This is a genomic window from Nocardia blacklockiae, from assembly GCF_015477355.1.
Lineage (GTDB): Bacteria > Actinomycetota > Actinomycetes > Mycobacteriales > Mycobacteriaceae > Nocardia > Nocardia blacklockiae.
Genome location: NZ_JADLRJ010000012.1, coordinates 36092 through 61415, shown reverse-complemented (window position 1 = coordinate 61415; position 25324 = coordinate 36092). Strand labels below are relative to the sequence as shown.

Below are 25324 nucleotides of genomic sequence, written 5' to 3'. Positions count from 1 at the left end.
CGAGTCCCCGCCTGCTGCGTACCGACCTCATGACGCTGCGTGCCCGGCGACTCCGCGCTCTCGGTACCCGGCTGCTCCGCGCGCTGTGTACCCGGCTGCTCCGCGCGCCCGGTACCCGGCTGCTCGTCAGGTTGAGTGTGTGGTCGGGCGCGTTGAGTGCCCGGCTGCGCGACGCGCTGGGAATCCGCTGGTTCGTCGCGCTCGGTTATCGGCGGCTTCATGCGCTGGGAGCCGGACGGCTGATGAACCTGAGTAGGTGACTCGTTCTCGGCGCGCGGCTGCTCGATGCCCGCCTGCTCCGCGCGTTGCGTGCCCGGTTGGTCCTCGGGTTGGCTATGCCGTTGGGCGCGTTGGGTTTCCGGTGGGTCGGGGTCGGGGGCGGGCATGCGGTCAGTCCTGGTACTTCGGCGGGGGTGGGCCGGGGGTGGGGCCCAGTACTGTCAGCCACTTGTCGTAGAAGCGGGTCCAGGTGCCGTCGGTGCGGAGGCGGTCGAGGGTGTGGTTGACGAAGCGGACCATGTCGTCGTTGCCCTTGGGGATGCCGACGCCGTAGGGCTCGTCGCTGAGGTTGTCGCCGACCACCTCGGTGTAGGAGGGGTCCTGCGCCACCAGGCCGGCCAGCAGCGCGTCGTCGGTGCTGATCGCGTCGACCTGGCGCTGTTGCAGCACCACCAGGCAGTCGGCCCACGCGGGCACGGTCATGATCGACGCGGCGGGCTGCTTGCGGCGGATGAGGTCCAGCGACGTCGTGCCGGTTACCACGCACACCCGCTTGCCCGCCAGGTCGGCCAGCCCGGTGATGCCGGAGTTCTTCACCGCCAGCACCCGCTGGTGCGACATCAGATACGTGCTGGAGAAGGTCACCTGCTGGCGGCGCGCGCAGGTGATCGTCATGGTCTTGACCACGATGTCGACCGTGTGTTCCTGCAGCGCGCGCTCGCGATCGGCGGACCCGAGGATGCGGTACTCCACCCGCTCCGGGTCGCCGAACAGGTCGCGGGCGATCTCCTTGGCGATGTCGACGTCGAACCCGGCCAGCGTGCCGCTGATCGGGTCCCGGAAGCTGAACAGATTGCTGCCGGGATCGAGCCCGACCAGCAACCGCCCGCGGGCGCGGATGGCGTCCACGGCCGGGCCGCCCGCCGCACTGGGCCGCAGGCTCGCGGTGGGGTCGCAGTTCTCGTCGCCTTTCGGCGGCAGGGGCGTCTGCGTCTGTGCCGGAGCGGCTTTCGCGGGCAGCGGCGGCTCGGTGTAGCTGACGGTGTGGTCGGCCGGGGGCGCGGCGGACTCGTCGCCGCAGCCCGCGGCGACCAGCGCGACCGCGGCCAGCAGCACGACCAGCGCGCGCGCCCTCAGCACGGCCGGCGCGCGCGCCCTCACCGGTACTCCCGCAGCCGGGGCCACAGGCCCGCCACCACCAGCACGGCCGCCAGTACGGACAGCAGCAGCGCGCCCGGCGCCAGCAGATCCAGCGACCGGGCGGCGTCGGAAACCTCGCCGCGCAACATGTTCCGAGTATCGGAGATGCCCTCGCCCAGCGCATTGTCCAGGGCGTCCACGTCGGCGGTGGCGCCGTCGGCCCCGGGCCCGATCGCGACGACGCTCGCCCCCGGGAAGTCGCCGCGGGCCAGCGCGTCGTTCATCCGCTGATGGGCCTCGCGCCAGCGGTCCAGCGCCCCGCGCGCGGTGCGCACGGCGCCGGAACCCGGTGCGTCCTGCGGATATCCGGTGAGCAGCGTGGTGAGGGTGGCGACGGCGCTGTCGTAGGTGTGGTCGTAGTCGCCGCTGGCGTCGCGGCGCACCAGCTTCAGGGTCTCCGCGGCGCGGGCCTGCTGGGTGAGGATGCGGCTCTCGGTGAGTTCCGAGGTCGGAATCGCGCCGTCGTCGCGCCCGTGCGTGGTGGCCACCGCCGACAGCGACCCGGCGAGCACCGTCCACGACAGCAGGATCACCAGCGTGCCCGAGGCCAGCAGCAGGCCCGGATTGAGCAGCCGCTGCCAGCGCCGGGCCAGATACCACTGCGCGGCGATGAGCGCGGCCAGGGTCAGGATCGGCAGCACGATCGCCGCCCAGGGCGGTTGCACGTGATGGCGCTGGGTGGCGGTGATCGCGTCGGACCGGTGCTCCTGCAGCTCGCGGGCCGCGGGCAGCATGGTCGTCTGCATCAGGTTCGACGCCTCGCTGAGATAGGCGGCGCCGACCGGGTGGCCCTCGCGGTTGTTGGCGCGCGCGGTCTCGACCAAGCCCGTGTAGACGGGCAGTTCGGTGGCGATCCGGGTGCGCAGGTGCCCGTCGGGGTCGTCGGCGCCGGAAGCGCCACTGCCGGCGTTGGTCTGGGCCACCAGCTCCGCGGCGGCCTGGCCCACCGCCTGGCTGTAGCGGTCGCGCACCGGTTCGGGTTCCAGCCCGCCGGAGATGAACGCCGTGCCCGCGGCCGCGTCGGCCACCGACAGCGAGGCGTACAGGCGCTGTGCGGAATTGGCGTCGGGCTCGGATTCGTCGAGCAGGTGGTCCAGGGCGTGCTGGCGGCTGCTGACCGCGGACGCCGTCACCACCCCCGCGAGCAGGCACATGACGAGCAGCAGCAGTCCGATCGCGATCAGTTTGGCGGGCGAGGAGTGCACGAAGGCGCGCAGATCGCTGCTGTCGAGCCGGCGTCGGACGGCGGCGGCCGCGGCGCGGGGCGACAGTTCGTCCAGCCGCGGCTGCGTGCTGCGCGTCATACCCACCTCCGATCACGGTCCGGCCCATGCTGTGTCGGACTGAGCTTATTGTGGTCGTACCGGCGCCGTCGCGGGTGTGTAGCCCCGCAGGGGCGGCCGTGCGGGAGTGCCGGCGAGAGTGGGACGAGGCGAGTATGCGTGGTGACGGTGACGGCTTTGTGCATTCCCCCGACGGGACGCGACAGTGGGGACGGTACGGAGCCGCGGGGTTGCTGCTGCGCGCGCCGCAGGTAGGCGGCGGCGCCATGGTGCTGCTGCAATTGCGGGCGGTGTGGAGTCACCAGGGCGGCACCTGGGCGCTGCCCGGCGGCGCCCGCGACAGTCACGAGTCCAATGTTCGTGCCGCCGTGCGCGAAGCGGAGGAGGAGGCCGGGATCGTCCCGTCGGCGGTCCGGGTCCGCGGCGAGCGGGTGACGGCGACCGCGCCGAGCGGCTGGACCTACACCACGGTCGTCGCCGACGTGGCCGAGCCGCTGGCCACCACGCCCAATCGGGAGAGCGTCGAATTGGCCTGGGTGCCCGAGGACGAGGTGGACGCGCGCCCGCTGCACCCCGGCTTCGCGGCGGCGTGGCCGTCGCTGCGGGCCCAGCCGGCCCGCGTCAGCCTGGACGACGTCGCCGACCCCGAGGCGGTGGCGGCGGCGTTGCCGCGCACGGTCGATCTGGCCGAGCACGGATTTCTCTGGCTGCACTCGAACGGCCGCGGCGGACGGGCGGCCCGGATCGGCGACTCGGCGGAAGTGGCCGGAAATGTCGTGTTCCTCACGTTGGAGCAGGTGCTGTCCTGACCTATGACAGCACGCGCGCCGTCGTCGTGCTGGCAAAATGTTGCAACCCGGTGCGGCGTGGGCGCACAGCTTTTCAGCGCTGCGCGTTCTCCAGGAGCCGCTGCTTGAGGGATCGGGCCGCGGCCTCGGGGTCGGTGGCGGCGGTGATGGCGCGGACCACGACGATTCGGTCGGCACCGGCCGCCAATACTTCCGGCAACCGCTGTTCATCGATGCCGCCGATGGCGAACCAAGGACGGCTGAGCTGGGCCTCGGCGGTGGAGCGAACCAGGTCCAGGCCCGCGGCCGGGCGGCCCGGCTTGGTGGGGGTCGTCCACACCGGGCCGGTGCAGAAGTAGTCGATGTGCTCGTCGATCGCGGCGAGACCGGCCTGTTCGCGGTCGTGGGTGGACCGGCCGATCACCACGTCGGGGCCGACGATCTTGCGGGCGTACCAGGGCGGCAGGTCGTCCTGGCCCAGATGCAGCACGTCGGCTCCCGAGGCGTGCGCGATATCGGCGCGGTCGTTCACCGCGAACAGCGCGTCGTGCCGGCGAGCGGCGGCCTTCAACTCCGCCAGCGCGCCCAGCTCGGCGCGCGCCTCCAGCGGACCGAACGCGGCCTCACCGGCCGAGCCCTTGTCCCGCAGCTGGATGATGTCGACGCCGCCGGCGAGCGCGGCCTCGGCGAACGCGGCCAGGTCGCCGGTGTCGCGGCGGGCGTCGGTGCACAGGTAGAGCCGTGCCGACGCCAGGCGTTCGCGGGCCTTCGAGGGTCGGTGGGGGTGGGACGGTTGCACGTCACCGACCGTAGTCGCGGTACCTTGGGTAGTCGAAACATCTGGACATCCCCGCAGCGAAGGCGGCCGCGCGGGGAGGCCGTCCGGCGCGCACTCGCGCGGGCGGATCCCGGAGCTCCGGGACCTAGTGAGGTGGAGGGTATGCGAACTCTGGCCGTCGTCGGCGGGGGTGTGATCGGGCTGTCGGTGGCGTGGCGCGCCGCCGCGGCGGGCTGGTCGGTCACCCTGTTCGATCCGGCCGCCGGCACGGGCGCGTCCTGGGTTGCCGGCGGCATGCTCGCCCCGCTCTCGGAGGGCTGGCCCGGCGAGGACGAGCCGCTGGAATTCGGCGCCGCCACGCTGGCCCGCTGGCCCGACTTCGCCGCCCGGCTGCACGCCGAGACGGACGTGTCGGTCTTCGTCGCCGACGAGACCCTGACCGTCGCGCTGGACGGCGCGGACGCCGCGGACCTGCGCACCATCGCCGACTTCGTGGCCGCGCGCGGCCACGAGATGCGGCTGCTCGACCGGCGGGGCGTGCGGGCGGCCGAGCCGGATCTGGCCCGGACCGTCCGCGCGGGCCTGCTCTCGCCCACCGAACCGGCGGTGGACAACCGGCTGCTGGTCGCCGCGCTGCGCCGCTGTTGTGCACAGGCCGGTGTGGATATCCGCGCGGAATCCGTTGCGGCTGTGGATGATTGTGCACAAGATCAGATCGTGCTGGCCGCCGGGGCCGCCACCGCGCGGCTGTGGCCGGGGCTCCCGGTGCACCCGGTGAAGGGCGAGATCCTGCGGCTGCGGCACCGGCCGGGCGCACCCCCGCCGCCGCGCCGGGTGATCCGCGCCCGGGTGCACGGCCGCCCGCTGTACCTGGTGCCGCGCGCGCACGGAATCGTCGTGGGCGCAACGCAATACGAGGCGGGCTTCGACACCGCGGTGACGGTGGCGGGCGTGCGCGATCTGATCGCCGACGCCGAGGCGGTGCTCCCGGCCCTCGGCGAATACGAACTCCAGGAGACCGCCGCGGGCGCGCGGCCCGGCACCCCGGACAATCTGCCGCTGATCGGCCGGCTCTCCGACCGCGTGATCGTCGCCGCCGGCCACGGCCGCAACGGCATCCTGGGCGTGCCCCTGACCGCCGACGCGGTGCTGGCCCTGCTCGGCGGCGATGTGCTGCCCGAAGCCAAAGCGGCCGACCCGCAACGGTTTTCACGCGAATCCGGAGGACGTGACGATGCGTCGGCCTGACGCCCGCACCGACCCGGGGACCACCACCGGGCGGCGACGCGACCGTCGCCACCGGTGGCACCGAGTTTCGAGGAGGTAGTCGAATGACCACAACCATCCCCATCGGGGTGACCGTGAACGGCGAGGACCACGAGTTCGCCGACGAACTCACCGTCCGCGAGCTGCTGGAGCGGCTGGGACTGCCGTGCCGGGGCGTCGCGCTCGCGGTCGACGGCGCGGTGTTCCCCAAGTCGCGCTGGGACGAGCCGGTCGGCCGCGGCTGGGAGATCGAGGTGCTCACGGCGGTGCAGGGTGGCTAGCGAGGCGACCGACCTGCCGCCGCTGCGCATCGCCGACCGGGTCTTCGGTTCGCGCCTGATCATGGGCACCGGCGGCGCCGAGAACCTGGCGGTGCTGGAGGAGGCGCTGCTGGCGTCGGGCACCGAACTGACCACGGTGGCGATGCGCCGCGTCGACGCCGCGGGCGGCACCGGCGTGCTGGACCTGCTCAAACGGCTGGACATCGCCCCGCTGCCGAACACAGCGGGCTGCCGCACGGCCGCCGAGGCGGTGCTCACCGCCCGCCTGGCCCGCGAGGCGCTCGACACCAACTGGGTGAAGCTGGAGGTCGTCGCCGACGACCGCACCCTGCTGCCCGACGCGCTCGAATTGGTCGACGCCGCAGAGCAATTGGTCGACGACGGCTTCGTCGTGCTGCCCTACACCAACGACGACCCGATCCTGGCCCGCCGCCTGCAGGACGCCGGCTGCGCCGTGGTCATGCCACTGGGTGCCCCGATCGGGACCGGCCTGGGCATCGGCAACCCGCACAACATCGAGATGATCGTCGCCGAGGCCAACGTGCCGGTCGTGCTCGACGCCGGGATCGGCACCGCCAGCGACGCGGCGCTGGCCATGGAGCTGGGCTGCTCGGCGGTGCTGCTGGCCACCGCGGTCACCCGGGCCCGGCGGCCGTCGCTGATGGCCGCCGCCATGGCCGCCGCCGTCGAGGCGGGTTACCTCGCCCGCGCGGCGGGACGCATCCCCAAACGCTTCTGGGCACAGGCCTCTTCGCCGGATATGTGAAGCTCAGGGGTCGCTCGGGCGAAAGTAGGGGACGGGTCATCCGGAAGGACTAGGCGACTCGCGACCTGTGAGCGATGGTTACCGCGCCGATTCTCGGCAAGACTGTGGTCATGATCGAAGTGACCGGCCTTACCAAGCGGTTCGGCTCGACCGTCGCTGTCGACGATCTGACGTTCTCGGTCAAACCCGGCCAGGTGACCGGGTTCCTCGGACCCAACGGCGCCGGCAAGTCGACGACGATGCGCATGATTCTCGGCCTGGACCGGCCGACCGCGGGCACCGCCCTGATCCAGGGCAAGCCCTATCGCGAACTGGACGACCCGCTACGGACCGTCGGCGCGCTGCTGGACGCCAAGTGGGTGCATCCCAACCGCTCGGCGCGCTCGCATCTGCGCTGGATGGCGGCCTCGAGCGGGGTTCCCGAAGCCCGCGTGGAGGAGGTGCTGCGCCTGGTCGGCCTCGCCGAGGTGGCCAACAAGAAAGCCGGCGGCTTCTCCCTGGGCATGTCGCAGCGGCTGGGGCTGGCGGGCGCGCTGCTCGGCGACCCGCCGGTGCTGCTGTTCGACGAGCCGGTCAACGGCCTGGACCCGGAGGGCATCCTGTGGATCCGCCGGTTCATGCAGCGGCTGGCCGCCGAGGGCCGCACCGTGCTGGTCTCCAGCCACCTGCTCTCGGAGATGGCGCAGACCGCCGACCATCTCGTGGTCATCGGCCGCGGCAAGCTGATCGCCGACACCAGCACCAAGGACTTCATCGAGCACGCCTCGGAGGCCACGGTGCGAGTGCGCAGCCCGCAGCTCGACCAGCTGCGCAGCCTGCTCACCTCGCGCGGGCTGACCGTGCGCGAGGACGACGAGTCCGCCGCGCTGCTGGTGGTCGGGGAGACCAGCGACGCGGTCGGCAAGCTGGCCGGCGAGCACAACATCACGCTGTACGAACTGGCCCCGCAGCGCGCCTCGCTCGAGGACGCGTTCATGCGATTGACCGGCGGCGCGGTGCAGTACCACGGCGAAGGCATCGAACAGGTGATGGGAGGTGCGCTCTGATGGGCGTGCTGGCAGCGGAACGCATCAAGCTGACCTCCACCCGCTCGCCGTGGTGGTGCTCGGCGGCGGTCGTCGTGATCGGGCTCGGGCTCGCCGCGGTCTTCGGGCTGGTGGCCAAGGCCTCCTACAACAAGGAGGGCAGCCTCGAACTCACGGTGTCGCAAGCGGTCTCGGGCCTCACCGGGCTCGGCGTGATGATCCTGATGATCATGGCGGCACTCACGGTGACCAGCGAATACCGGTTCGGCATCATCCGGACCACCTTCCAGGCCACCCCGAATCGGATGCGCGTGATCGCCACCAAGGCGGGCCTGGTCGCCGTGTTCGGCGCGGTGCTCACGGCGGTGCTGGCGCTGCTCGCGTTCGGCATCGCGAAGGTGATCAGCGGTTCGGACGCGGGCAAGCACCTCACGCTCTCCTCCGCCGAGGACTGGCGCGGGCTGATCGGCGTGCCGGTCTATGCCTTCCTGGGCGCGATCCTCGCGGTCGCGGTGGGTGTGCTGGTGCGGCAGTCGGCCGCCGCCATCGCGCTGATCGTGCTGTGGCCGATGCTGGTGGAGCCGCTGGCGGGCGCGTTCGGCAGCTTCGGGCGCAACGTGCAGCCGTTCCTGCCCTTCGCCAACATGCAGCGTTTCCTCGGTTCGGAGGGGACGGGCAACTGGCACTGGGGTCCCTGGGGTGGCCTCGTCTACTTCACCGTCTTCGTCGCCGTCGTCCTCGCCGCCGCGCTGTACGTGGTGGATCGGCGCGACGCCTAGCCTGCCCGAACCCCCGGGAGCAATCCCTCGCCACCCGGGGACGGGAGGGCGGTCCTGTCGGGGGACCGCTACGCCCGAGTCATGCTGGGCCACTGCCCGGCCCGTGTGACGCGGCACCGGCCCGATGCGAGCACTTCGCATCGGGCCGGTGTCGTCGCGGGTGTGCTGAGCTACGCTCGGGACGTGACCGAAACACCTTCCGGCGACGGCGAAAACGCCTCGCGCGTGGCCGGCGTCGACGGTTCGCGACGCCGACCGCAGAAGGACGGTGCGAGGGCTCCGGAGAACGACGGCGCCTGCGGCGACAGACGCCGCTCGGAGCCGGCAGCCGAAGTCGTGATCCCGCTCACCCCAACGGATGACGAGCAGCGGCCCCGGCGGTCGAGCAGCCGGTTGCGCTCGGGCCAGTGGTCGTCGCTGATGGCCGCCGCCAATCAGCGCCCGGATATCATCGGTGTGATTCGGCGCGCCCGCGAGAACCTGCCCGGCGATCCGGCATTCGGCGACCCGCTCTCGGTGTCGGGTCCCGGCGGCCCGCGGGCCGTGGCGCGGGCGGCGGACAAGCTGGTCGGCGATTCGCCCAGCGCCGCCAAGGAGATCGGCCTGGGCGCGCTGCAGGTGTGGCAGGCGATGCTGGAACGGGTGGGCCGCGGCCGGGGCAGCGAGCAGATGACGGTGATGTTCACCGATCTGGTGGCCTTCTCCCGGTGGTCGCTGTCGGCCGGCGACGAGGCCACCCTGGAACTGCTGCGGCGGGTCGCCAAGGCCATCGAGCCGCCGATCGTGGACCGTGGCGGCCGCGTGGTCAAGCGGATGGGCGACGGGGTGATGGCGGTGTTCGGTTCCCCGGACCGGGCCGTGCAGGCGGCGGTGGCCGCGAAGGAGAATCTGGCCCGCGTCGAGGTGTCGGGGTATCGGCCGCAGATGCGCATCGGCCTGCACACCGGCAATCCGCGCGAGATCGGCGGCGACTGGCTGGGTGTCGACGTGACCATCGCGGCGCGCGTGATGGAGGCGGGCGGCAACGGCAAGATGATGCTGTCGGCGGCCACCTTGCAGGCACTGCAACCCGAGACGCTCCCGGCGCTCGGCTACGCGCCCAAGCCCTACCGCCGCAGCTTCTTCGCGGCCCCGCTCAGCGGCGTGCCGGAGGACCTGCGCATCTACCGCCTGGACGAGGACTAGGCGGCCGGCTCAGTTCATCATCCAGGTCACGGCTCCGGCGGCCGCCAGCACGGCGCACGCGCCGAGCGCGACGGCCAGCCAGCGGGTGTTCTTCCAGCTGCTGTAGGCGCCGCCGAGCAGGAAGCCCGCGAGGGCGAGCAGCAGGACCACGATCACCGAATTGGACACGCCGCCATCTTGCCGTGCGCGGCCCGCATCGGCATTGCCGCCCTCCCGCAACCTTCCCTACCTGCGCAAACTCGTGAGCGTCCCAAATTAACAAGCACGCAGGCTTGATTTTTTCACCATCCGATGTGACCCTCGTCGTAAGAGCGCAACCACCCGCTCAACCACAACGGTTCGTGGCCCGGCTCGCCACAAATTACGGAGGTGCGATGGCCTTGTTGGGCGCTGATCCGGAGGTTATTCGGATCGGGAACTGTTCCGGGTTCTACGGCGATCGGTTGAGCGCGATGCGGGAGATGCTCGAGGGTGGGCAGCTGGACGTGCTCACCGGGGACTACCTTGCCGAGCTCACGATGCTGATTCTGGGGCGGGACCGGATGAAGGACGCGGAGCTGGGGTATGCGAAAACCTTTGTGCGGCAGGTGGAGGACTGTCTCGGGCTGGCGCTCGAGGGCGGGGTGCGGCTGGTCGCCAATGCGGGCGGCCTGAATCCGGCGGGTCTGGCGCGGCGGTTGCGCGAGGTCGCCGACAAGATCGGCGTGACGGCGCGGGTCGCGCACGTGGAGGGCGACGATCTGCTGCCGCGGGCGGCCGAGCTGGGTTTGGGAAATCCGTTGGCGGCCAATGCCTATCTGGGCGCGTGGGGCATCGCGGAATGCCTCAACGCCGGGGCCGATGTGGTGGTGACCGGCCGGGTCACCGACGCGGCCCTGGTGGTCGGCCCGGCGGCGGCGCACTTCGGCTGGGCGCATGCGGATTTCGACGCGCTGGCCGGTGCGGTGGTGGCCGGGCACGTGATCGAGTGCGGCACTCAGGCCACGGGCGGCAATTTCGCCTTCTTCACCGAGATCGCCGATCTGGATCGGCCGGGCTTTCCGATCGCGGAGGTGCACCGCGACGGCGGCAGCGTCATCACCAAGCACGCCGACACCGGCGGCGCGGTCACCGTCGACACCGTCGAGGCGCAGCTCATGTACGAGATCCAGGGCGCGCGCTACGCGGGCCCGGATGTGACGACGCGGCTGGACGGCATCACGCTGACCCAGGAGGGCCCGGACCGGGTGCGCATCGGCGGCGTCACCGGCGAGGCGCCGCCGCCGCGGCTGAAGGTGTCGCTGAACATCCTCGGCGGTTTCCGCAACGAGATGACCTTCGTGCTCACCGGTCTCGACATCGAGGCGAAAGCCGAACTGGCGCAACGTCAGCTGGAGAAGTGGCTGCCGGTGCGCCCGGCCGAGCTGGACTGGACGCTGAGCCGCACCGACCGCCCCGACGCCGACACCGAGGAACAGGCCAGCGCCCTGCTGCGCTGCGTGGTCCGCGACCCGAACCCGGACACGGTGGGCCGCAAGTTCTCCAGTGTCGCGGTCGAGTTGGCGCTGGCCAGCTACCCGGGCTGCACCATGACCTCGCCGCCCGGAAACGGTTCGCCCTACGGCGTTTTCACGCCCGGCTACGTCGACGCCGCCGAGGTGCGCCACACCGCCGTGCTACCGGACGGGCAGCGGGTCGAGATCGACTCGGCCGCAACCACTCTCGAACTCGCCGACGTCCCGGAACCCGCACTGCCGGAACCGCTCCCCGTCGGCGAGACCAAACGCGTGCCGCTGGGCACGATCGCGCTGGCCCGCAGCGGCGACAAGGGCGGCAACGCCAATATCGGCGTGTGGGTGCGCACCGACGCGCAGTGGCGCTGGCTGGCGCACACGCTCACCGTGGACACCCTGCGCACGCTGCTGCCGGAGACCGCGAAGCTGACGGTCTCCCGGCACGTGCTGCCCACGCTGCGGGCACTGAACTTCGTCGTCGAGGGCATCCTCGGCCAGGGCGTGGCCTACCAGGCCCGCTTCGACCCACAGGCCAAGGGGCTCGGCGAATGGCTGCGCTCCCGGCACATCGATATTCCCGTGGAGCTGCTGTCATGAATGTCTGGGAGACCCCGGAACGCCGCGAATTGCGTTCCACCGTCCGAGGTTTCGTCGAGCGCGAGATCCTGCCGCAGCTCGACGAGTGGGAGCGGGCGGGCGAGATCCCGCGCGAACTGCACAAGAAGGCGGGCGCGCTGGGACTGCTGGGCATCCAGTTCCCCGAGGCCGTCGGCGGCGCGGGCGGCGACGCCATCGACGCGGCCGTCGTGTGCGAGGAGATGCACCAGGCGGGCGCGTCCGGCGGACTGTTCGCCTCCCTGTTCACCTGCGGTATCTCGGTGCCGCACCTGATCGCGGCCGGGGATCCCGAGCAGCTCGAGCGCTGGGTGAAACCGACGCTGGCGGGCGAGAAGATCGGCTCGCTGGCCATCACCGAGCCGGGCGGCGGCTCCGACGTCGGGCACCTGACGACCAGCGCGGTGCGCGACGGCGACCACTTCATCGTCAACGGCGCCAAGACCTACATCACCTCCGGCACCCGGGCCGACTTCGTGGTGACCGCGGTGCGCACCGGCGGACCGGGCGCGTCGGGCGTCTCGCTGCTGGTGGTGGAGAAGGGCACGCCCGGCTTCACGGTGAGCCGCAAGCTGGAGAAGATGGGCTGGCTCGCCTCGGACACCGCGGAGCTGTCCTACGTCGACGCGCGGGTGCCGGTGGCGAACCTGGTGGGGCCGGAGAACAGCGGATTCGCCCAGATCGCAGCGGCTTTCGTGAGCGAGCGGGTGGGCCTGGCGGTGCAGGCGTACGCGCAGGCGCAGCGCTGCCTGGACCTGACCCTGCGGTGGTGCCGGGACCGCGAGACCTTCGGCCGGCCGCTGATCGGCCGCCAGTCCGTGCAGAACACCGTCACCGAGATGGCGCGGCGCATCGACGTGGCGCGGGTGTACACCCGCCGGGTGGCCGAGCGCGCCGCGGAGGGTGACACCGATCTGATCGCCGAGGTGTGCTTCGCCAAGAACACCGCCGTCGAGGCCGCCGAATGGGTTGCGAGCCAGTCGGTTCAGCTCTTCGGCGGCCTCGGCTACATGCGCGAATCCGAGGTGGAGCGCCAGTACCGCGACATCCGCATCCTCGGCATCGGCGGTGGCACGACCGAGATCCTGACCGCCCTGGCGGCCAAACGATTGGGGTTCCAGTCATGACTGTTCTGCGCACGGCCGTCGACGCCGGGTCGGCGGAGTACCGCGCCGCGGCCGAGGCCATGCGGGCCAAACTCACCGAGATCGAGGGCGAGTTCGCGAAGGCGATCGCCGGCGGCGGGCCGGACAAGCTGGCCCGGCATCGCAAGCGCGGCAAGCTGACCGCGCGCGAACGCATCGAACTGCTCGTCGACGAGGACTCGCCGTTCCTCGAGCTGTGCCCACTCGCGGCCTGGGGCAGCGACTTTCACGTCGGCGCGAGCGTGATCGCCGGGATCGGCATCGTCGAGGGCGTCGAATGCATGATCGTGGCACCGGATCCCACGGTGCGCGGCGGCACCTCGAATCCGTGGACGCTGCGCAAGAACCTGCGCATGAACGACATCGTCATGCAGAACCGGCTGCCGGTGATCGGGCTGGTCGAATCCGGCGGCGCGGACCTGCCCACCCAGAAGGAGGTCTTCGTCCCGGGCGGGCGGATGTTCCGCGACCTCACCCGGGCGTCGGCGGCCGGAATCCCCACCATCGCACTGGTTTTCGGCAACTCGACCGCCGGTGGCGCCTACATCCCCGGCATGTCCGACTACACGGTGATGATCAAGGAGCGGTCCAAGGTCTTCCTCGGCGGACCGCCGCTGGTCAAGATGGCCACCGGTGAGGAGTCCGACGACGAGTCGCTCGGCGGCGCGGAAATGCACGCGCGCGTCTCGGGTCTGGCGGACTACCTGGCCGTGGACGAGCAGGACGCCATCCGGCTCGGCCGGTCCATCGTGCGGCGGCTGAACTGGCGGAAGCAGGGCCCCGCGCCGCGCGCCGAGGTCATCGAGCCGCTGTACGACCCGGAGGAACTGCTCGGCATCGTCCCGGCGGACCTGAAGATCCCGTTCGATCCGCGCGAGGTGATCGCCCGCGTCGTCGACGGCTCCGATTTCGACGAGTTCAAGCCGCTCTACGGTTCCAGTCTGGTCACGGGATGGGCCGAGCTGCACGGCTATCCGGTCGGCATCCTCGCCAACGCGCGCGGCGTGCTGTTCTCCGAGGAGGCGCAGAAGGCCGCGCAGTTCATCCAGCTCGCCAACCAGTCGAATACGCCACTGCTGTTCCTGCACAACACGACCGGCTACATGGTCGGCAAGGAATACGAGCAGAAGGGCATCATCAAGCACGGCGCGATGATGATCAACGCCGTCTCGAATTCGAAGGTGCCGCACATCTCGGTGCTGATGGGCGCCTCCTACGGCGCGGGGCACTACGGCATGTGCGGGCGCGCCTACGATCCCCGCTTCGTCTTCGCCTGGCCCAGTGCGAAATCCGCGGTGATGGGCGGGGCGCAGCTGGCCGGGGTGATCTCCATCGTCGGCCGGGCGTCCGCCGAGGCCAAAGGGCAGCCGTTCGACGAGCAGGCCGACGCCGGGATGCGCGCGATGATCGAGGCGCAGATCGAGGCCGAGTCGCTGCCGATGTTCATGTCGGGCCGGCTCTACGACGACGGCGTCATCGACCCCCGCGATACCCGCACGGTGTTGGGAATGGCGTTGTCGGCCATCCACAATGCCCCGATCAAGGGCGCCGAGGGCTTCGGCGTCTTCCGAATGTGAGGGCCGAGTCAGTGATCACGACAGTCCTGGTGGCCAACCGCGGCGAGATCGCGCGGCGGGTGTTCGCCACCTGCCGCCGCATGGGCATCGGCACCGTCGCGGTGTACTCCGACGCCGACGCGCGGTCTCCGCACGTGCTGGACGCCGACGCGGCGATCCGCCTGCCCGGCAACGCCCCCGGCGAGACGTACCTGCGCGGTGACCTGATCATCGAGGCCGCCCGCACCGCCGGTGCGGACGCCGTCCACCCCGGCTACGGATTCCTTTCCGAGAACGCCGATTTCGCGCGCGCCGTGCTCGCGGCCGGGTTGGTCTGGATCGGGCCGCCGGTCGCCGCCATCGAGCAGATGGGCTCGAAGGTGGAGTCCAAGAAGATGATGGACGCCGCCGGGGTGCCGGTGCTGGCGGAACTGGATCCGGCCGAGGTCACCCAGGACGTGCTGCCGGTGCTGATCAAGGCCTCCGCCGGGGGCGGCGGCCGCGGCATGCGGGTGGTGCGCGCGCTGGACGAACTGCCGGCGCAGCTGGAAGCCGCACGGCGCGAGGCGGAGTCGGCCTTCGGCGACCCGACGGTGTTCTGCGAGCGGTACCTCGAGACCGGCCGGCATATCGAGGTGCAGGTGATGGCCGACACCCACGGCACGGTGTGGGCCGTCGGCGAGCGGGAGTGCTCGATTCAGCGCCGCCATCAGAAGGTGGTCGAGGAAGCTCCGTCGCCGCTCGTGGAGCGCGTGGACGGCATGCGCGACCGGCTCTTCCACGCGGCGCGGCTGGCCACCGAGGCCATCGGCTACGCGGGCGCGGGCACCGTGGAATTCCTCGCCGACGAGGCGGGCGAGTTCTTCTTCCTGGAGATGAACACCCGCCTCCAGGTGGAGCACCCGGTCACCGAGAACACCACGGGGCTGGATCTGGTCCGGTTGCAGGTGCAGGTCGCGCAGGGCCGCCGGCTGCCCGCCGCGCCGCCGCCGATGCGGGGGCACTCCATCGAAGTGCGTTTGTACGCCGAGGATCCCGCGCAGGACTGGCAGCCGCAGAGCGGGACCGTGCACCGGCTCGACCTCGGCGGTCCGGCGTCGGTGAGTGAATTCGCCGTGCTGCGTGAGCCCGGTGTGCGGCTGGATTCCGGCGTCGTCGACGGGTCGGTGGTCGGCGTGCACTACGACCCGATGCTGGCCAAGGTGATCTCCTACGCCGACACCCGCGAGGAGGCCGCCCACCTGCTGGCGGCGGCCTTGCAGCGGGCGCGGATCCACGGCCTGGTCACCAACCGCGATCTGCTGGTGCGGGTGCTGCGGCACCCGGCGTTCCTCGCCGGGGACACCGATACGGCGTTCTTCGCCACGCACGGTCTCGAAAACCTCTCCGCGCCATTGACTTCCGAACGCGACGAGCAGGTGTCGATCGTGGCGGCGGCGCTCGCCGACGCGGCGGCCAACCGGGCCGCCGCGCGGGTCGGCGGCGGGCTGCCCCCCGGCTGGCGCAATCTGCCGTCGCAACCACAGTCCAAGTCGTACGAGAGCCGCACCAGCGGTACGCACCAGGTGCGGTACCGGCTCTCCCGCGCCGGACTCGAGGTCGACGGCTTCGACGGGCTCCGATTGCTCGACGCCACACCGCATTCGGTGGATCTGCTGGTGCCGGGTCCGGCGGGCGGTGCCGAATCGCGGCCCGTGCGCAGGCATTTCGAGGTGTCCCGGTACGGAGCGCTGGTCTGCGTCGACTCCCCGCTGGGCCCGGTGACCGTGCGGCGGCTGCCGCGCTTCGAGGATCCGGCCGAACACATCGCCGAGGGCTCGCTGCTGGCGCCGATGCCGGGCGCGGTCATCCGGTTGGGTGCGGAGGTCGGCAGCCGGGTCGAACAGGGCCAGCCGATCCTGTGGCTGGAGGCGATGAAGATGGAACACACCATCGCCGCCCCCGCGACCGGCGTGCTGGCCGAACTGAACGTGACCGCGGGACAACAGGTCGACGTCGGCGCGGTGCTGGCCGTCGTGCACCCCGAAGAGACCACCGAGACCCAGGAGTAGGCCATGAGCTTCATCGAAACCGACGAGCAGAAGCAGCTGCGGGCCGCCGTCGCGCAGCTCGCCGCCAAATACAATTTCCGCGACTACGTCTCGGCCAAGGCGCGCGCCAACGAACCGTTGCGCGAATTGTGGGACGAGGCAGGCGGATTGGGTTTCCTCGGGGTGAACCTGCCCGAGGAGTACGGCGGGGGCGGCGCGGGCATCTACGAGCTGGCGCTGGTGATGGAGGAGCTGTCCGCGCAGGGCGCCGGGCTGCTGCTGATGGTGGTCTCCCCGGCCATCTGCGGCACCATCATCACCAAATACGGCACCGATGAGCAGAAGCGGCACTGGCTGCCGCGGCTGGCCGACGGCTCGGCGAAGATGGTCTTCGGCATCACCGAACCCGACGCGGGCTCCAACTCCCACCACATCACCACTACCGCGCGCCGCGACGGCGGCGACTGGATCCTCAACGGGCGCAAGATCTTCATCTCCGGTGTGGACCAGGCCGAGGCGGTGCTGATCGTGTCGCGCACCGAGGACGCCAAGACCGGCAAGCTCAAGCCGGCCCTGTTCATCGTGCCCACCGACGCGCCGGGTTTCGAGAAGACCCGGCAGGAGATGGACATCATCGAGCCCGACAGCCAGTTCACGCTGTTCCTCGACGACGTGCGGCTGCCCGCCGAGGCGCTGGTCGGCCAGGAGGACGCGGCGCTGGCGCAGCTGTTCGCGGGACTGAACCCCGAGCGGATCATGGGTGCGGCGATGGCGGTCGGCATGGGCCGCTACGCCATCGACCGGGCGGTCGAGTACGCGCGCGAGCGCCAGGTGTGGAAGACGCCCATCGGTGCGCACCAAGGGATCTCGCATCCGCTGGCACAGGTGAAGATCGAGCTCGAGCTGGCGAAGCTGATGATGCAGAAGGCCGCCGTGCTCTACGACTCGGGCGACGACTTCGGCGCCGCCGAGGCCGCGAACATGGCGAAATACGCTGGGGCAGAGGCCAGTATCAAGGCCCTGGACCAGGCGATCCAGACGCACGGCGGCTCGGGCCTGACCCGGGACGTGGGCCTGGCGGGCATGCTGGCCGCCGCCCGCATCGGGCGGGTGGCGCCGGTGAGCCGGGAGATGGTGCTCAACTTCGTCGCCCAGCACTCGCTGGGCCTGCCGAAGTCGTACTGAGGAGCGCCATGAGCGACACACCGGACACCGACGCCCCTTTCGTGCGCTACGAGGTGGACGAGGACAGGTTCGCCGTCGTCACCCTCGATTCCCCGCACAACCGCAACGCGCTGTCCTCGCGGCTGGTGCGGGAACTGCTGGCCGCGTTGCGGCAGGCTCGGGACGACGACCGAGTGCGCGGGGTCGAACTCACCCACTCCGGCAATACCTTCTGTGCCGGAGCGGATCTCAAGGAGGCGCTGGACGCCGATCCCGCCGCGGCCGCGGACATCCGGACGGGCTGGATGATCGATGTCCTGCGCACGATCCTGGAACTGCCCAAACCCGTGCTGTGCCGGGTCGACGGCAACGTCCGGGCCGGCGGCATGGGCATCCTCGCCGCCTGCGACATCGTGGTGGCCGGGCGCGACAGCAGTTTCGCGCTCACCGAGGCGCGAATCGGCCTGGCGCCGTTCATGATCTCGCTCACACTGCTGCCGCGCATGACCAACCGCTCGGCGGCGCGGTACTTCCAGACCGGCGAGAAGTTCGACGCGGCCGAGGCGGAGCGGACCGGGCTGATCACCCTCGCCGCCGACGACCCGGCGGCGGAGACGGCGCGCCTGCGTGCGGCCCTGTGCCAGGGTTCGCCGCAGGGGCTGGCCGAGAGCAAGCGGCTGGTCAATGCCGCGCTGCTGGCCGAATTCGACCGCGGCGCCGAGGAGCTGGCGAAACGGTCGGCGAGCTACTTCGGCACCCCCGAGGTGGTCGAGGGGATGACGGCCTTCTTCCAGCGCCGCGCGCCCAGCTGGGCAGAATAGGTGATCATGGCGACACCCCACGAACCCAAGCAGGACCGCAGCCGGGCCACCCGGCAGCGGCTGCTCGAGGCGACCATCGACTGCCTGGCCGAGCGGGGCTGGGCGGCGGCGACCGTGGCCGTGGTCGCCGAGCGGGCGGGTGTGTCGCGCGGCGCGGCCCAGCATCACTTCCCGACGCGGGAGGATTTGATCACCGCCGCGCTGGAGTACATGTTCGACACCCGGATGGCGCAGGCCAAGGCCGAGGCGCTGGCCGTCGCGGACGTCGGCGCGGGGGTCGGACGGACCCAGGCGGTGGTCAGCGGGCTGGTGGAGTCCTACACCAGCCCACTGTTCAAGGCCGCGCTCCAGGTGTGGACGCACGCCGCCGCCGACCCCGCGCTGCGGGAGCGGATCGTGCCGCTGGAGGCCCGCTTCGGCCGGGTCTCGCACCGCATGGCGGTCGAGGCGCTGGGCGTGGACGACTCCGATCCCGTCGCCCACCACTTGGTACAGGCCACCTTGGACCTGGCGCGGGGCCTGGGTCTGGCCGATGTGCTCACCGACGACTCGGCCCGGCGCAAGGAGATCGTCCAGCAGTGGTCGGCCACCCTGCACGCGGCGCTCGGTTCCTGATTTGGTTCGCGGGCGCGCGGCCGTTAAGCTGGCCGAGCCTCCTCGAGGGGAGGCGTGCGGATCGGTCGCGGTGATCGAGTCCTGGCCCCGTCGTCTAGCGGCCTAGGACGCCGCCCTCTCAAGGCGGTAGCGCGGGTTCAAATCCCGTCGGGGCTACAGCGAAAGGCCGTGCGCACGCACGGCCTTTCTTCATATGCTTCGACGGCGCGATGTCAGCGCAAGGCGGTCGTCTCCGCCGGCGACACCAGCCGCTCCGCCGCCTCCTCGGCGCGCGAGCCGGTCACCGCGTCGCGAAACACCCAGCGCAGCGCCACGAATCGGGTCAGCGTCGCCACCGCGTTGGCCACCACGAGCACGAACAGCTCCAGGTGCACCGGCGCGTCCGGCGCCCACCGGTGCAGCGAGTACAGCGAACCACTGGTCAGCAACCAGGCGAAGCCGAAGATGAGCAGCCCCTGGAAGTGGTGGGACACAACCGAAGTCGAGCTCCGCACCCCGAACGTGAAGGCGCGGTTGGCGGCGGTGTTGGCGATCGCGGTGAGCAGCAGTGCCAGGAAGTTCGCCGCCTGCGGGCCCGCGAACGGTTGCAGCACCACGTACAGCAGCATGTAGGCGAGCGTCGACGCCACGCCGATGATGCCGAAGCGCACCAGCTGGCCCACCATGCCCAGCGGAACCCCGTCCACCAGCGGCTCGCGGCCGATCGCCGCGCGCAGCTCGTTGATCGGCAGCGCGCCGGTGGCCAGCCCCCGGCCCACCCGCCACACGCCCAGCAGGTCCTTGCGGGCGGTGTCGACGATGTCGACGCGGCTGTCCGGGTCGTCGATCCAGTCGACCGGCACCTCGTGGATGCGCAGCCCGGCGCGCTCGGCGATCACCAGCAGCTCGGTGTCGAAGAACCATTCGCCGTCCTGCACCAGCGGCAGCACCCGGCGCGCGACATCGGTGCGCATCGCCTTGAAACCGCACTGGGCGTCGGAGAATCGCGCCTGCAGCGAGGCTCGCAGGATCAGGTTGTAGCAGCGCGAGATGAATTCCCGCTTCGGACCGCGCACCACCCGCGACGACTTCGCCAGCCGGGTGCCGATGGCCAGGTCGGAGTGGCCGGAGACCAGCGGCGCGACCAGCGGCAGCAGGGCGTTGAGGTCGGTCGACAGGTCCACGTCCATGTAGGCGACGACCTGTGCGTCGGAGGCCTCCCACACCGTGCGCAGCGCGCGGCCGCGGCCCTTGCGCTCGAGATGGACCACCCGCACGTCGTCGAGTTCGTCCGCCAGCAGTTGGGCGACCTGCAGGGTGCTGTCGGTGGATGCGTTGTCGGCGATGGTGATCCGTGCCGAGAACGGGAACCCGGCGCCCAGGAAGGCGTGCAGCCTGCGCACGCACGTCCCGAGATCGCGCTCCTCGTTGTAGACGGGAATCACCACGTCGAGTACCGGTGTCACCAGAGCACCGGCCGATTCCGCCGCCGGAGCGGCCGTCGCTGTGTCGGTCATGACATCGAAGATCGGCCACCAGCCTGCGGCACGGCTGCGCCCCGCCTGGGAGCTTCCTGGGAGCGGTCGAGGCGGGTTCGGTGGAACGCGTCAGTGTTCGCGCAGCCGCCACAGCGGCGAGACCGGCCCGTGGCCCGCCCCCAGGGGATAGGCGGCCTTCAGGCAGCGGGTGGTCCACTCCTTGGCGAACGCGACGGCGTCGGGGACGTCGTAGCCGTGGGCGAGGGCGCACGCGGTCGCCGCGGCGAGGGTGTCGCCGCCGCCGTGGTCGTCGCCGGTGTCGATGCGTGGGGCCGACAGCTCGTGAAAGCGCTCGCCGTCGAACAGCAGGTCGGTGCTGAAGTCGGAGGAGCGCAGGTGCCCGCCCTTCACCACCGCCCAGCGCGGGCCCAGCGCGTGCAGCGCCTCGGCGGCCCGGCGGGCGCTGCGGTCGTCGGTCACCTCGATGCCGGTGAGCAGCCGCACCTCGTCCAGATTGGGGGTGACCACGGTGGCCAGCGGAATCAGGGTGTGCCGCAACGCATCCAGCGCCGAGGCGTGCAGCAGCGGGTCGCCGTGCATGGACGCCGCCACCGGATCCACCACCAAGGGGATCGTGCCGTCGCGGCCGATGCCCAGTTCGCGGCAGACCGCGGCCACCGCCTCGATGATCGCGGTGGACGCCAGCATCCCGGTCTTCGCCGCGCCGACGCCGATATCGCCGACCACCGCGCGTACCTGCGCGGCCACGGTCTCGGGCGGGATCTCGTGAAAATCGCTGACGCCCACCGAGTTCTGCACCGTCACCGCCGCCACGGCGACGCACGCGTGCACCCCCAGCAGGGCCATGGTGCGCGAATCGGCCTGGATGCCGGCGCCGCCGCCGGAGTCGGTCCCGGCGATGGTGAGCGCGCGGACGGGCGTCCGGCCGTCGGGTGTCAGTGGCAGCAGTTTCACGAGATAGACCTTACGACTCCGCCGTCCGCGCCATAACAGAACGGATCATTCCGTTTCGGTGCTACGCTGGTGTCATGCCGAAGACCGCCGACACCCCAGCCCGTAAACCGCTGCCCGGCCGCAAGGCCCAGGCCGCCCGCAACGACGGCATCATTCTCGACGCGGCCCGCGCGGTGTTCCTAGCCGACGCCGGTGCGCCGATCGCGGCCGTGGCCGAGCGGGCCGGGGTCGGGATCAGCGCGCTGTACCGGCGCTACCCGAGCAAGGAGGTGCTGCTGCGCACACTCTGCTACGACGGTCTGCGCCGCTACAACGAGGAGGCGGCCGCGGCCCTGGAACTGAGCGACGACTGGGAGGTGCTGGTCGATTTCCTGCGCCGGGTGGTGGACGCGGACGTGCATTCGCTGACCGTGCGGCTGGCGGGCACGTTCACCCCGGACGAGTCGATCGTGCCCGAGGTACAGCGCGCCGGGGTCCTCAACGACGAGATCCTGCGCCGCGCCCGGACGTCCGGCCGGCTGCGCCCCGGGGTGACGACCTCGGATTTCGGGTTGATCCTCGAGGCCTGCGCGGCGATCTCGCTGCCGGACGCGGAGCGCACCGGGCAACTTCGCCGCCGCGTGCTCGCCCTGCTGCTCGACGGGCTGGCCGCCGACGGCGAATTGCCCGGCCCGCCACCGGAACCCGGCGAATTCGCCGAGCGGTGGCGGCCGCGGGCATGAAGAGACAGCGATGAATTCCGCCCCGCCGCTCCGTCCACAGTCGTGCCGGTGTTGCGCAGACGAAGGGAACGCAGGTGAACTGGACACTCGAGGTGGTAGTCGTCCCGGTGACGGACATCGACCGGGCCAAGGAGTTCTACGGCGACAAGCTCGGCTTCGTCGTCGACCACGACATCACGGTCGGCGACGGGTCACGCGTCGTGCAGCTCACGCCGCCCGGCTCGGGCTGCTCGATCGTCATCGGGCAGCGCGCCTTCGCGAAGATGGAGCCCGGCTCGCTGCACGGCCTGCAACTGGTCGTGCCCGACTTGCCCAGGGCGCGCGCCGAACTCCTCGAGCGCGGCTTCGACCCCGGCGAGATCCAGGAGGTCGCGCCGAGCCCCGACGGTTCCCTCGACAACATCGGCTTCCTGTTCTTCGCCGATCCCGACGGCAACGCCTGGGGCATCCAGCAGATCTCCACGCGCGCTTGAGTTCTCGCGCCGCCATACGCCGTCGGCCCGGCGGAGATCGGGGTCAGGCGGGACCCCGACCTCCACGGGGCCGACGGGATGTGCGGTGCGCGAACTACGACACGATGGGCAGATAGACCGACTTGCCCGCCTGCGCGAACTCCTCGGACTTCTCCGACATGCCCGCCTCGATCGCCTCGACGTCGGTCAGCCCGTGCTGCTCGGCGTATTCGCGCACGTCGGCCGAGATGCGCATGGAGCAGAACTTCGGTCCGCACATCGAGCAGAAGTGCGCCGTCTTGGCCGGCTCGGCGGGCAGCGTCTCGTCGTGGTACGCACGCGCGGTGTCGGGGTCCAGGGACAGGTTGAACTGGTCGTGCCAGCGAAATTCGAAGCGCGCCTTGGACAGTGCGTCGTCGCGCTCCTGCGCCCGCGGGTGGCCCTTGGCGAGGTCGGCGGAGTGCGCGGCGATCTTGTAGGTGATCACGCCGGTCTTCACGTCGTCGCGGTTGGGCAGGCCGAGGTGCTCCTTCGGCGTCACGTAGCACAGCATGGCGGTGCCGGCCTGCGCGATGATCGCCGCGCCGATCGCCGAGGTGATGTGGTCGTAGGCCGGGGCGATGTCGGTGGCGAGCGGGCCCAGGGTGTAGAACGGGGCCTCCTCGCACAGCTCCTCCTCCAGCCGCACGTTCTCCGCGATCTTGTGCATCGGCACGTGGCCGGGGCCCTCGATCATCACCTGCACGCCATGGGATTTCGCGATCTTCGTCAGCTCGCCCAGGGTGCGCAGCTCGGCGAACTGCGCCTCGTCGTTGGCGTCGGCGATGGAGCCCGGCCGCAGGCCGTCGCCGAGAGAGAAGGTGATGTCGTAGCGCGCCAGGATCTCGCACAGCTCGTCGAAGTTGGTGTACAGGAACGACTCCCGATGATGCGCCAGGCACCACGCGGCCATGATGGAACCGCCGCGCGAGACGATGCCGGTGACGCGCTTGGCCGTCAGCGGCACGTACCGCAGCAGCACGCCGGCGTGCACGGTCATGTAGTCCACGCCCTGCTCGGCCTGCTCGATCACGGTGTCGCGGTAGATCTCCCAGGTCAGCAGCGTCGGATCGCCGTTCACCTTCTCCAGCGCCTGGTAGATCGGCACGGTGCCGACCGGGACCGGGGAGTTGCGCAGGATCCACTCGCGCGTCTCGTGGATGTTCTTGCCGGTGGACAGGTCCATGATGGTGTCGGCGCCCCAGCGGGTGGCCCACACCATCTTCTCCACCTCCTCGGCGATGGAGGAGGAGACCGCCGAGTTGCCGATGTTCGCGTTGATCTTCACCGCGAACTTCTTGCCGATGATCATCGGCTCGCACTCGGGATGGTTGTGGTTGGCGGGGATCACCGCGCGCCCGGCGGCCACCTCCGCGCGCACGAGTTCGGGCGAAACCCCTTCGCGCGCAGCGATATACCGCATCTCGGTGGTGACGATGCCCTGCCGCGCCCAGGCCAGCTGGGTACGCGGGCCCGCCACCTCGGGCTTGCGCCACTCGTCGCGCAGCTTCGGCAGCCCGGCCTCGACATCGATGACGGCGTCGTCGTCGGTGTACGGGCCCGAGGTGTCGTAGACGTCGAAGTGCTCGCCGTTGGTCAGGTTGATCCGGCGGACCGGGATGCGCAGGGTGGCACCCTCGGCGTCGACCTGCTGATAGTGCTTCACGCTGCCCTGGATGGGGCCCGTGGTGACGGTGTCGACGGTCGTCACGGCATGCTTCGATGGCATCGGAATCCTCCCTACGCCGGCATTACCCGGTCAGGTTCGAACGGTCGACGGCCCTGAACCGCCCGATGAAGGGCTAGCCGTCCTCTCAGCCCGCTGGTGCGAGCCCCCGTAGGCATGTGCAGTTGTCTCCGGCGAGGGTACATGCCCCCGCCGGTCCGTGTCGGCGGACCGTGCGGATGGCCCGAATTCGCCACGGCGCGTTGGGCGTGCGCGAGCTCTCGGCCGGACACCCGGCTGCGCGGTGAATTACCTGCTCAGGCGTCGCGCAGTGCGCGGTACACCGCCGCGCCGACGAACGCGCCCAGATCCTGCGGCGTCCAAGCGCCGTCGCCGGCCAGCAGCGTGCGCACCGCGCCCTCGCCCGCGGAGACCCACAGTTCCACCAGGGCCGGGAGTTTGCGTTCGGCGTCGGCGGTGCCCCACGCGTGCAGGGTGGGCCGCAGCCGCCGGGTGCAGCGCTCGACGGCGAGTTTGCGGCCGCGGCCGAACGAGCCCGCGACGGCCGGATCGGGGTTGCCGTACAACAACTTCCACGTCTCGGGGCGGGCGGCCACGGTCTCCAGCAGGGCGCGGAAACCCTCGACGAACACCTCTTCGTCGGCCTCCACGCGACGCCGCGGCAGCGCGTCGATGATGCCGCTGATCAGATACGACTCCTCGCGCTGCAACAGCGCGTCGATGAGCTCCACCCGATCGGCGTAGCAGGCGTAGACGACCGGCCGGGTCACATTCATGCGTTCGGCGACGGCGGCGATGGTGATGGCCGCGATGCCGTCCTCCACGGCGATGCGTAAGGCGACGTCGAGCACTTGCGGGCGGCGCCGCTCGGGTCCGAGATGTTGCGCCCGTTGTCGCGGCCGCACTGCCGAATCCGCACCCATGCGGACAAAGATATCAGCGGTTATGCCCTTTTCGGCCGGTCGTAATTCGGCATATCTCTG

25 protein-coding genes, 1 tRNA gene and 1 riboswitch are annotated in these 25324 nt (G+C 71.0%); of the genes, 18 read left to right on the top strand and 8 right to left on the bottom strand.

From position 1 onward, the window contains the following. Positions 1-29 precede the first annotated feature (29 nt). Entirely contained in the window at positions 30-260 is a 231-nt protein-coding gene (locus IU476_RS37135; protein WP_324194381.1) for a hypothetical protein, read from the top strand. A gap of 130 nt (positions 261-390) precedes the next feature. On the opposite strand, the gene IU476_RS28540 is transcribed toward IU476_RS37135, so the two are convergent. Then, positions 391-1356 carry a glutamate ABC transporter substrate-binding protein gene (locus IU476_RS28540; protein WP_195105482.1) on the bottom strand — a complete coding sequence of 322 codons (966 nt, stop codon included), beginning with the start codon at positions 1354-1356 and terminating at the stop codon, positions 391-393. A gap of 20 nt (positions 1357-1376) precedes the next feature. Next, a complete protein-coding gene (locus IU476_RS28535; protein WP_195105316.1) occupies positions 1377-2723 on the bottom strand; it encodes a GlnX family signal transduction membrane protein in 1347 nt (448 codons plus the stop codon). A 134-nt stretch (positions 2724-2857) separates the two neighbouring features. Here IU476_RS28535 and IU476_RS28530 point away from each other — a divergent pair, with 134 nt between their 5' ends. Next, positions 2858-3511 carry an NUDIX domain-containing protein gene (locus IU476_RS28530; protein WP_195105314.1) on the top strand — a complete coding sequence of 218 codons (654 nt, stop codon included), beginning with the start codon at positions 2858-2860 and terminating at the stop codon, positions 3509-3511. Between the two features lie 73 nt (positions 3512-3584). Here IU476_RS28530 and thiE read toward each other — a convergent pair whose 3' ends face one another. Further along, the gene (thiE, locus tag IU476_RS28525; RefSeq protein WP_195105312.1) at positions 3585-4289 is read right to left on the bottom strand and encodes a thiamine phosphate synthase; all 705 of its coding nucleotides are present in this window, start codon (positions 4287-4289) and stop codon (positions 3585-3587) included. Positions 4290-4430: 141 nt separating this feature from the next. On the opposite strand from thiE, the gene thiO reads away from it, so the two are divergent. The 6 genes from thiO (at position 4431) to IU476_RS28495 (ending at position 9570) form a co-directional block, all read left to right on the top strand. After that, entirely contained in the window at positions 4431-5516 is a 1086-nt protein-coding gene (gene thiO, locus IU476_RS28520; protein WP_195105310.1) for a glycine oxidase ThiO, read from the top strand. A gap of 83 nt (positions 5517-5599) precedes the next feature. Further along, entirely contained in the window at positions 5600-5815 is a 216-nt protein-coding gene (thiS, locus tag IU476_RS28515; protein WP_195105308.1) for a sulfur carrier protein ThiS, read from the top strand. Then, positions 5808-6581, top strand: coding sequence for a thiazole synthase (locus IU476_RS28510; RefSeq protein WP_438944080.1), 774 nt, complete (start codon positions 5808-5810; stop codon positions 6579-6581). The genes thiS and IU476_RS28510 overlap by 8 nt, the downstream gene beginning before the upstream one ends. Before the next feature lie 110 nt (positions 6582-6691). After that, a complete protein-coding gene (locus IU476_RS28505) occupies positions 6692-7627 on the top strand; it encodes an ABC transporter ATP-binding protein (RefSeq protein WP_195105306.1) in 936 nt (311 codons plus the stop codon). Then, the gene (locus IU476_RS28500) at positions 7627-8385 is read left to right on the top strand and encodes an ABC transporter permease (RefSeq protein WP_195105304.1); all 759 of its coding nucleotides are present in this window, start codon (positions 7627-7629) and stop codon (positions 8383-8385) included. The genes IU476_RS28505 and IU476_RS28500 overlap by 1 nt, the downstream gene beginning before the upstream one ends. Before the next feature lie 420 nt (positions 8386-8805). Next, the gene (locus tag IU476_RS28495) at positions 8806-9570 is read left to right on the top strand and encodes an adenylate/guanylate cyclase domain-containing protein (RefSeq protein ID WP_195105480.1); all 765 of its coding nucleotides are present in this window, start codon (positions 8806-8808) and stop codon (positions 9568-9570) included. Positions 9571-9579: 9 nt separating this feature from the next. On the opposite strand, the gene IU476_RS28490 is transcribed toward IU476_RS28495, so the two are convergent. Continuing rightward, entirely contained in the window at positions 9580-9738 is a 159-nt protein-coding gene (locus IU476_RS28490) for a CG2302 family histidine operon protein (protein ID WP_195105302.1), read from the bottom strand. Positions 9739-9944: 206 nt separating this feature from the next. On the opposite strand from IU476_RS28490, the gene IU476_RS28485 reads away from it, so the two are divergent. The 8 genes from IU476_RS28485 to IU476_RS28450 all read left to right on the top strand — a co-directional run bounded on the left by IU476_RS28485 (position 9945) and on the right by IU476_RS28450 (position 19165). After that, the gene (locus IU476_RS28485; protein WP_195105300.1) at positions 9945-11660 is read left to right on the top strand and encodes an acyclic terpene utilization AtuA family protein; all 1716 of its coding nucleotides are present in this window, start codon (positions 9945-9947) and stop codon (positions 11658-11660) included. Further along, entirely contained in the window at positions 11657-12805 is a 1149-nt protein-coding gene (locus IU476_RS28480) for an acyl-CoA dehydrogenase family protein (RefSeq protein ID WP_195105298.1), read from the top strand. Before IU476_RS28485 ends, IU476_RS28480 begins: the two co-directional genes overlap by 4 nt. Continuing rightward, positions 12802-14400, top strand: coding sequence for an acyl-CoA carboxylase subunit beta (locus IU476_RS28475; RefSeq protein WP_195105296.1), 1599 nt, complete (start codon positions 12802-12804; stop codon positions 14398-14400). Before IU476_RS28480 ends, IU476_RS28475 begins: the two co-directional genes overlap by 4 nt. A gap of 11 nt (positions 14401-14411) precedes the next feature. After that, the gene (locus IU476_RS28470) at positions 14412-16430 is read left to right on the top strand and encodes an acetyl/propionyl/methylcrotonyl-CoA carboxylase subunit alpha (protein ID WP_195105294.1); all 2019 of its coding nucleotides are present in this window, start codon (positions 14412-14414) and stop codon (positions 16428-16430) included. A 3-nt stretch (positions 16431-16433) separates the two neighbouring features. Next, positions 16434-17594, top strand: a complete 1161-nt coding sequence (locus IU476_RS28465; protein ID WP_195105291.1) for an acyl-CoA dehydrogenase family protein — start codon at positions 16434-16436, stop codon at positions 17592-17594. An 8-nt stretch (positions 17595-17602) separates the two neighbouring features. Next, the gene (locus IU476_RS28460; RefSeq protein ID WP_195105289.1) at positions 17603-18394 is read left to right on the top strand and encodes an enoyl-CoA hydratase family protein; all 792 of its coding nucleotides are present in this window, start codon (positions 17603-17605) and stop codon (positions 18392-18394) included. Positions 18395-18400: 6 nt separating this feature from the next. Next, positions 18401-19009: a TetR/AcrR family transcriptional regulator gene (locus tag IU476_RS28455; RefSeq protein ID WP_195105287.1), complete on the top strand. Its 609-nt coding sequence runs from the start codon at positions 18401-18403 to the stop codon at positions 19007-19009. 83 nt (positions 19010-19092) lie between these two features. Further along, a tRNA-Glu gene (locus IU476_RS28450) sits at positions 19093-19165 on the top strand. A 56-nt stretch (positions 19166-19221) separates the two neighbouring features. Here IU476_RS28450 and IU476_RS28445 read toward each other — a convergent pair. Continuing rightward, on the bottom strand, positions 19222-20505 hold the full coding sequence (locus IU476_RS28445; protein ID WP_195105285.1) for a bifunctional glycosyltransferase family 2/GtrA family protein: 1284 nt from the start codon (positions 20503-20505) through the stop codon (positions 19222-19224). A gap of 90 nt (positions 20506-20595) precedes the next feature. After that, positions 20596-21441, bottom strand: a complete 846-nt coding sequence (gene thiD / locus IU476_RS28440) for a bifunctional hydroxymethylpyrimidine kinase/phosphomethylpyrimidine kinase (protein WP_195105280.1) — start codon at positions 21439-21441, stop codon at positions 20596-20598. A gap of 74 nt (positions 21442-21515) precedes the next feature. Here thiD and IU476_RS28435 point away from each other — a divergent pair, with 74 nt between their 5' ends. Together IU476_RS28435 and IU476_RS28430 are read left to right on the top strand one after the other, a co-directional pair. Then, positions 21516-22163, top strand: coding sequence for a TetR/AcrR family transcriptional regulator (locus tag IU476_RS28435; protein WP_195105279.1), 648 nt, complete (start codon positions 21516-21518; stop codon positions 22161-22163). A gap of 74 nt (positions 22164-22237) precedes the next feature. After that, complete coding sequence (locus tag IU476_RS28430) at positions 22238-22636, top strand: VOC family protein (protein WP_195105278.1); 399 nt, start codon at positions 22238-22240, stop codon at positions 22634-22636. A 94-nt stretch (positions 22637-22730) separates the two neighbouring features. On the opposite strand, the gene thiC is transcribed toward IU476_RS28430, so the two are convergent. Then, positions 22731-24383, bottom strand: a complete 1653-nt coding sequence (gene thiC, locus IU476_RS28425) for a phosphomethylpyrimidine synthase ThiC (RefSeq protein WP_195105272.1) — start codon at positions 24381-24383, stop codon at positions 22731-22733. Next, positions 24375-24503: riboswitch (TPP riboswitch) on the bottom strand. (Overlaps the previous gene by 9 nt.) Before the next feature lie 134 nt (positions 24504-24637). After that, positions 24638-25264, bottom strand: coding sequence for a TetR/AcrR family transcriptional regulator (locus IU476_RS28420; protein ID WP_195105269.1), 627 nt, complete (start codon positions 25262-25264; stop codon positions 24638-24640). Positions 25265-25324 lie beyond the last annotated feature (60 nt).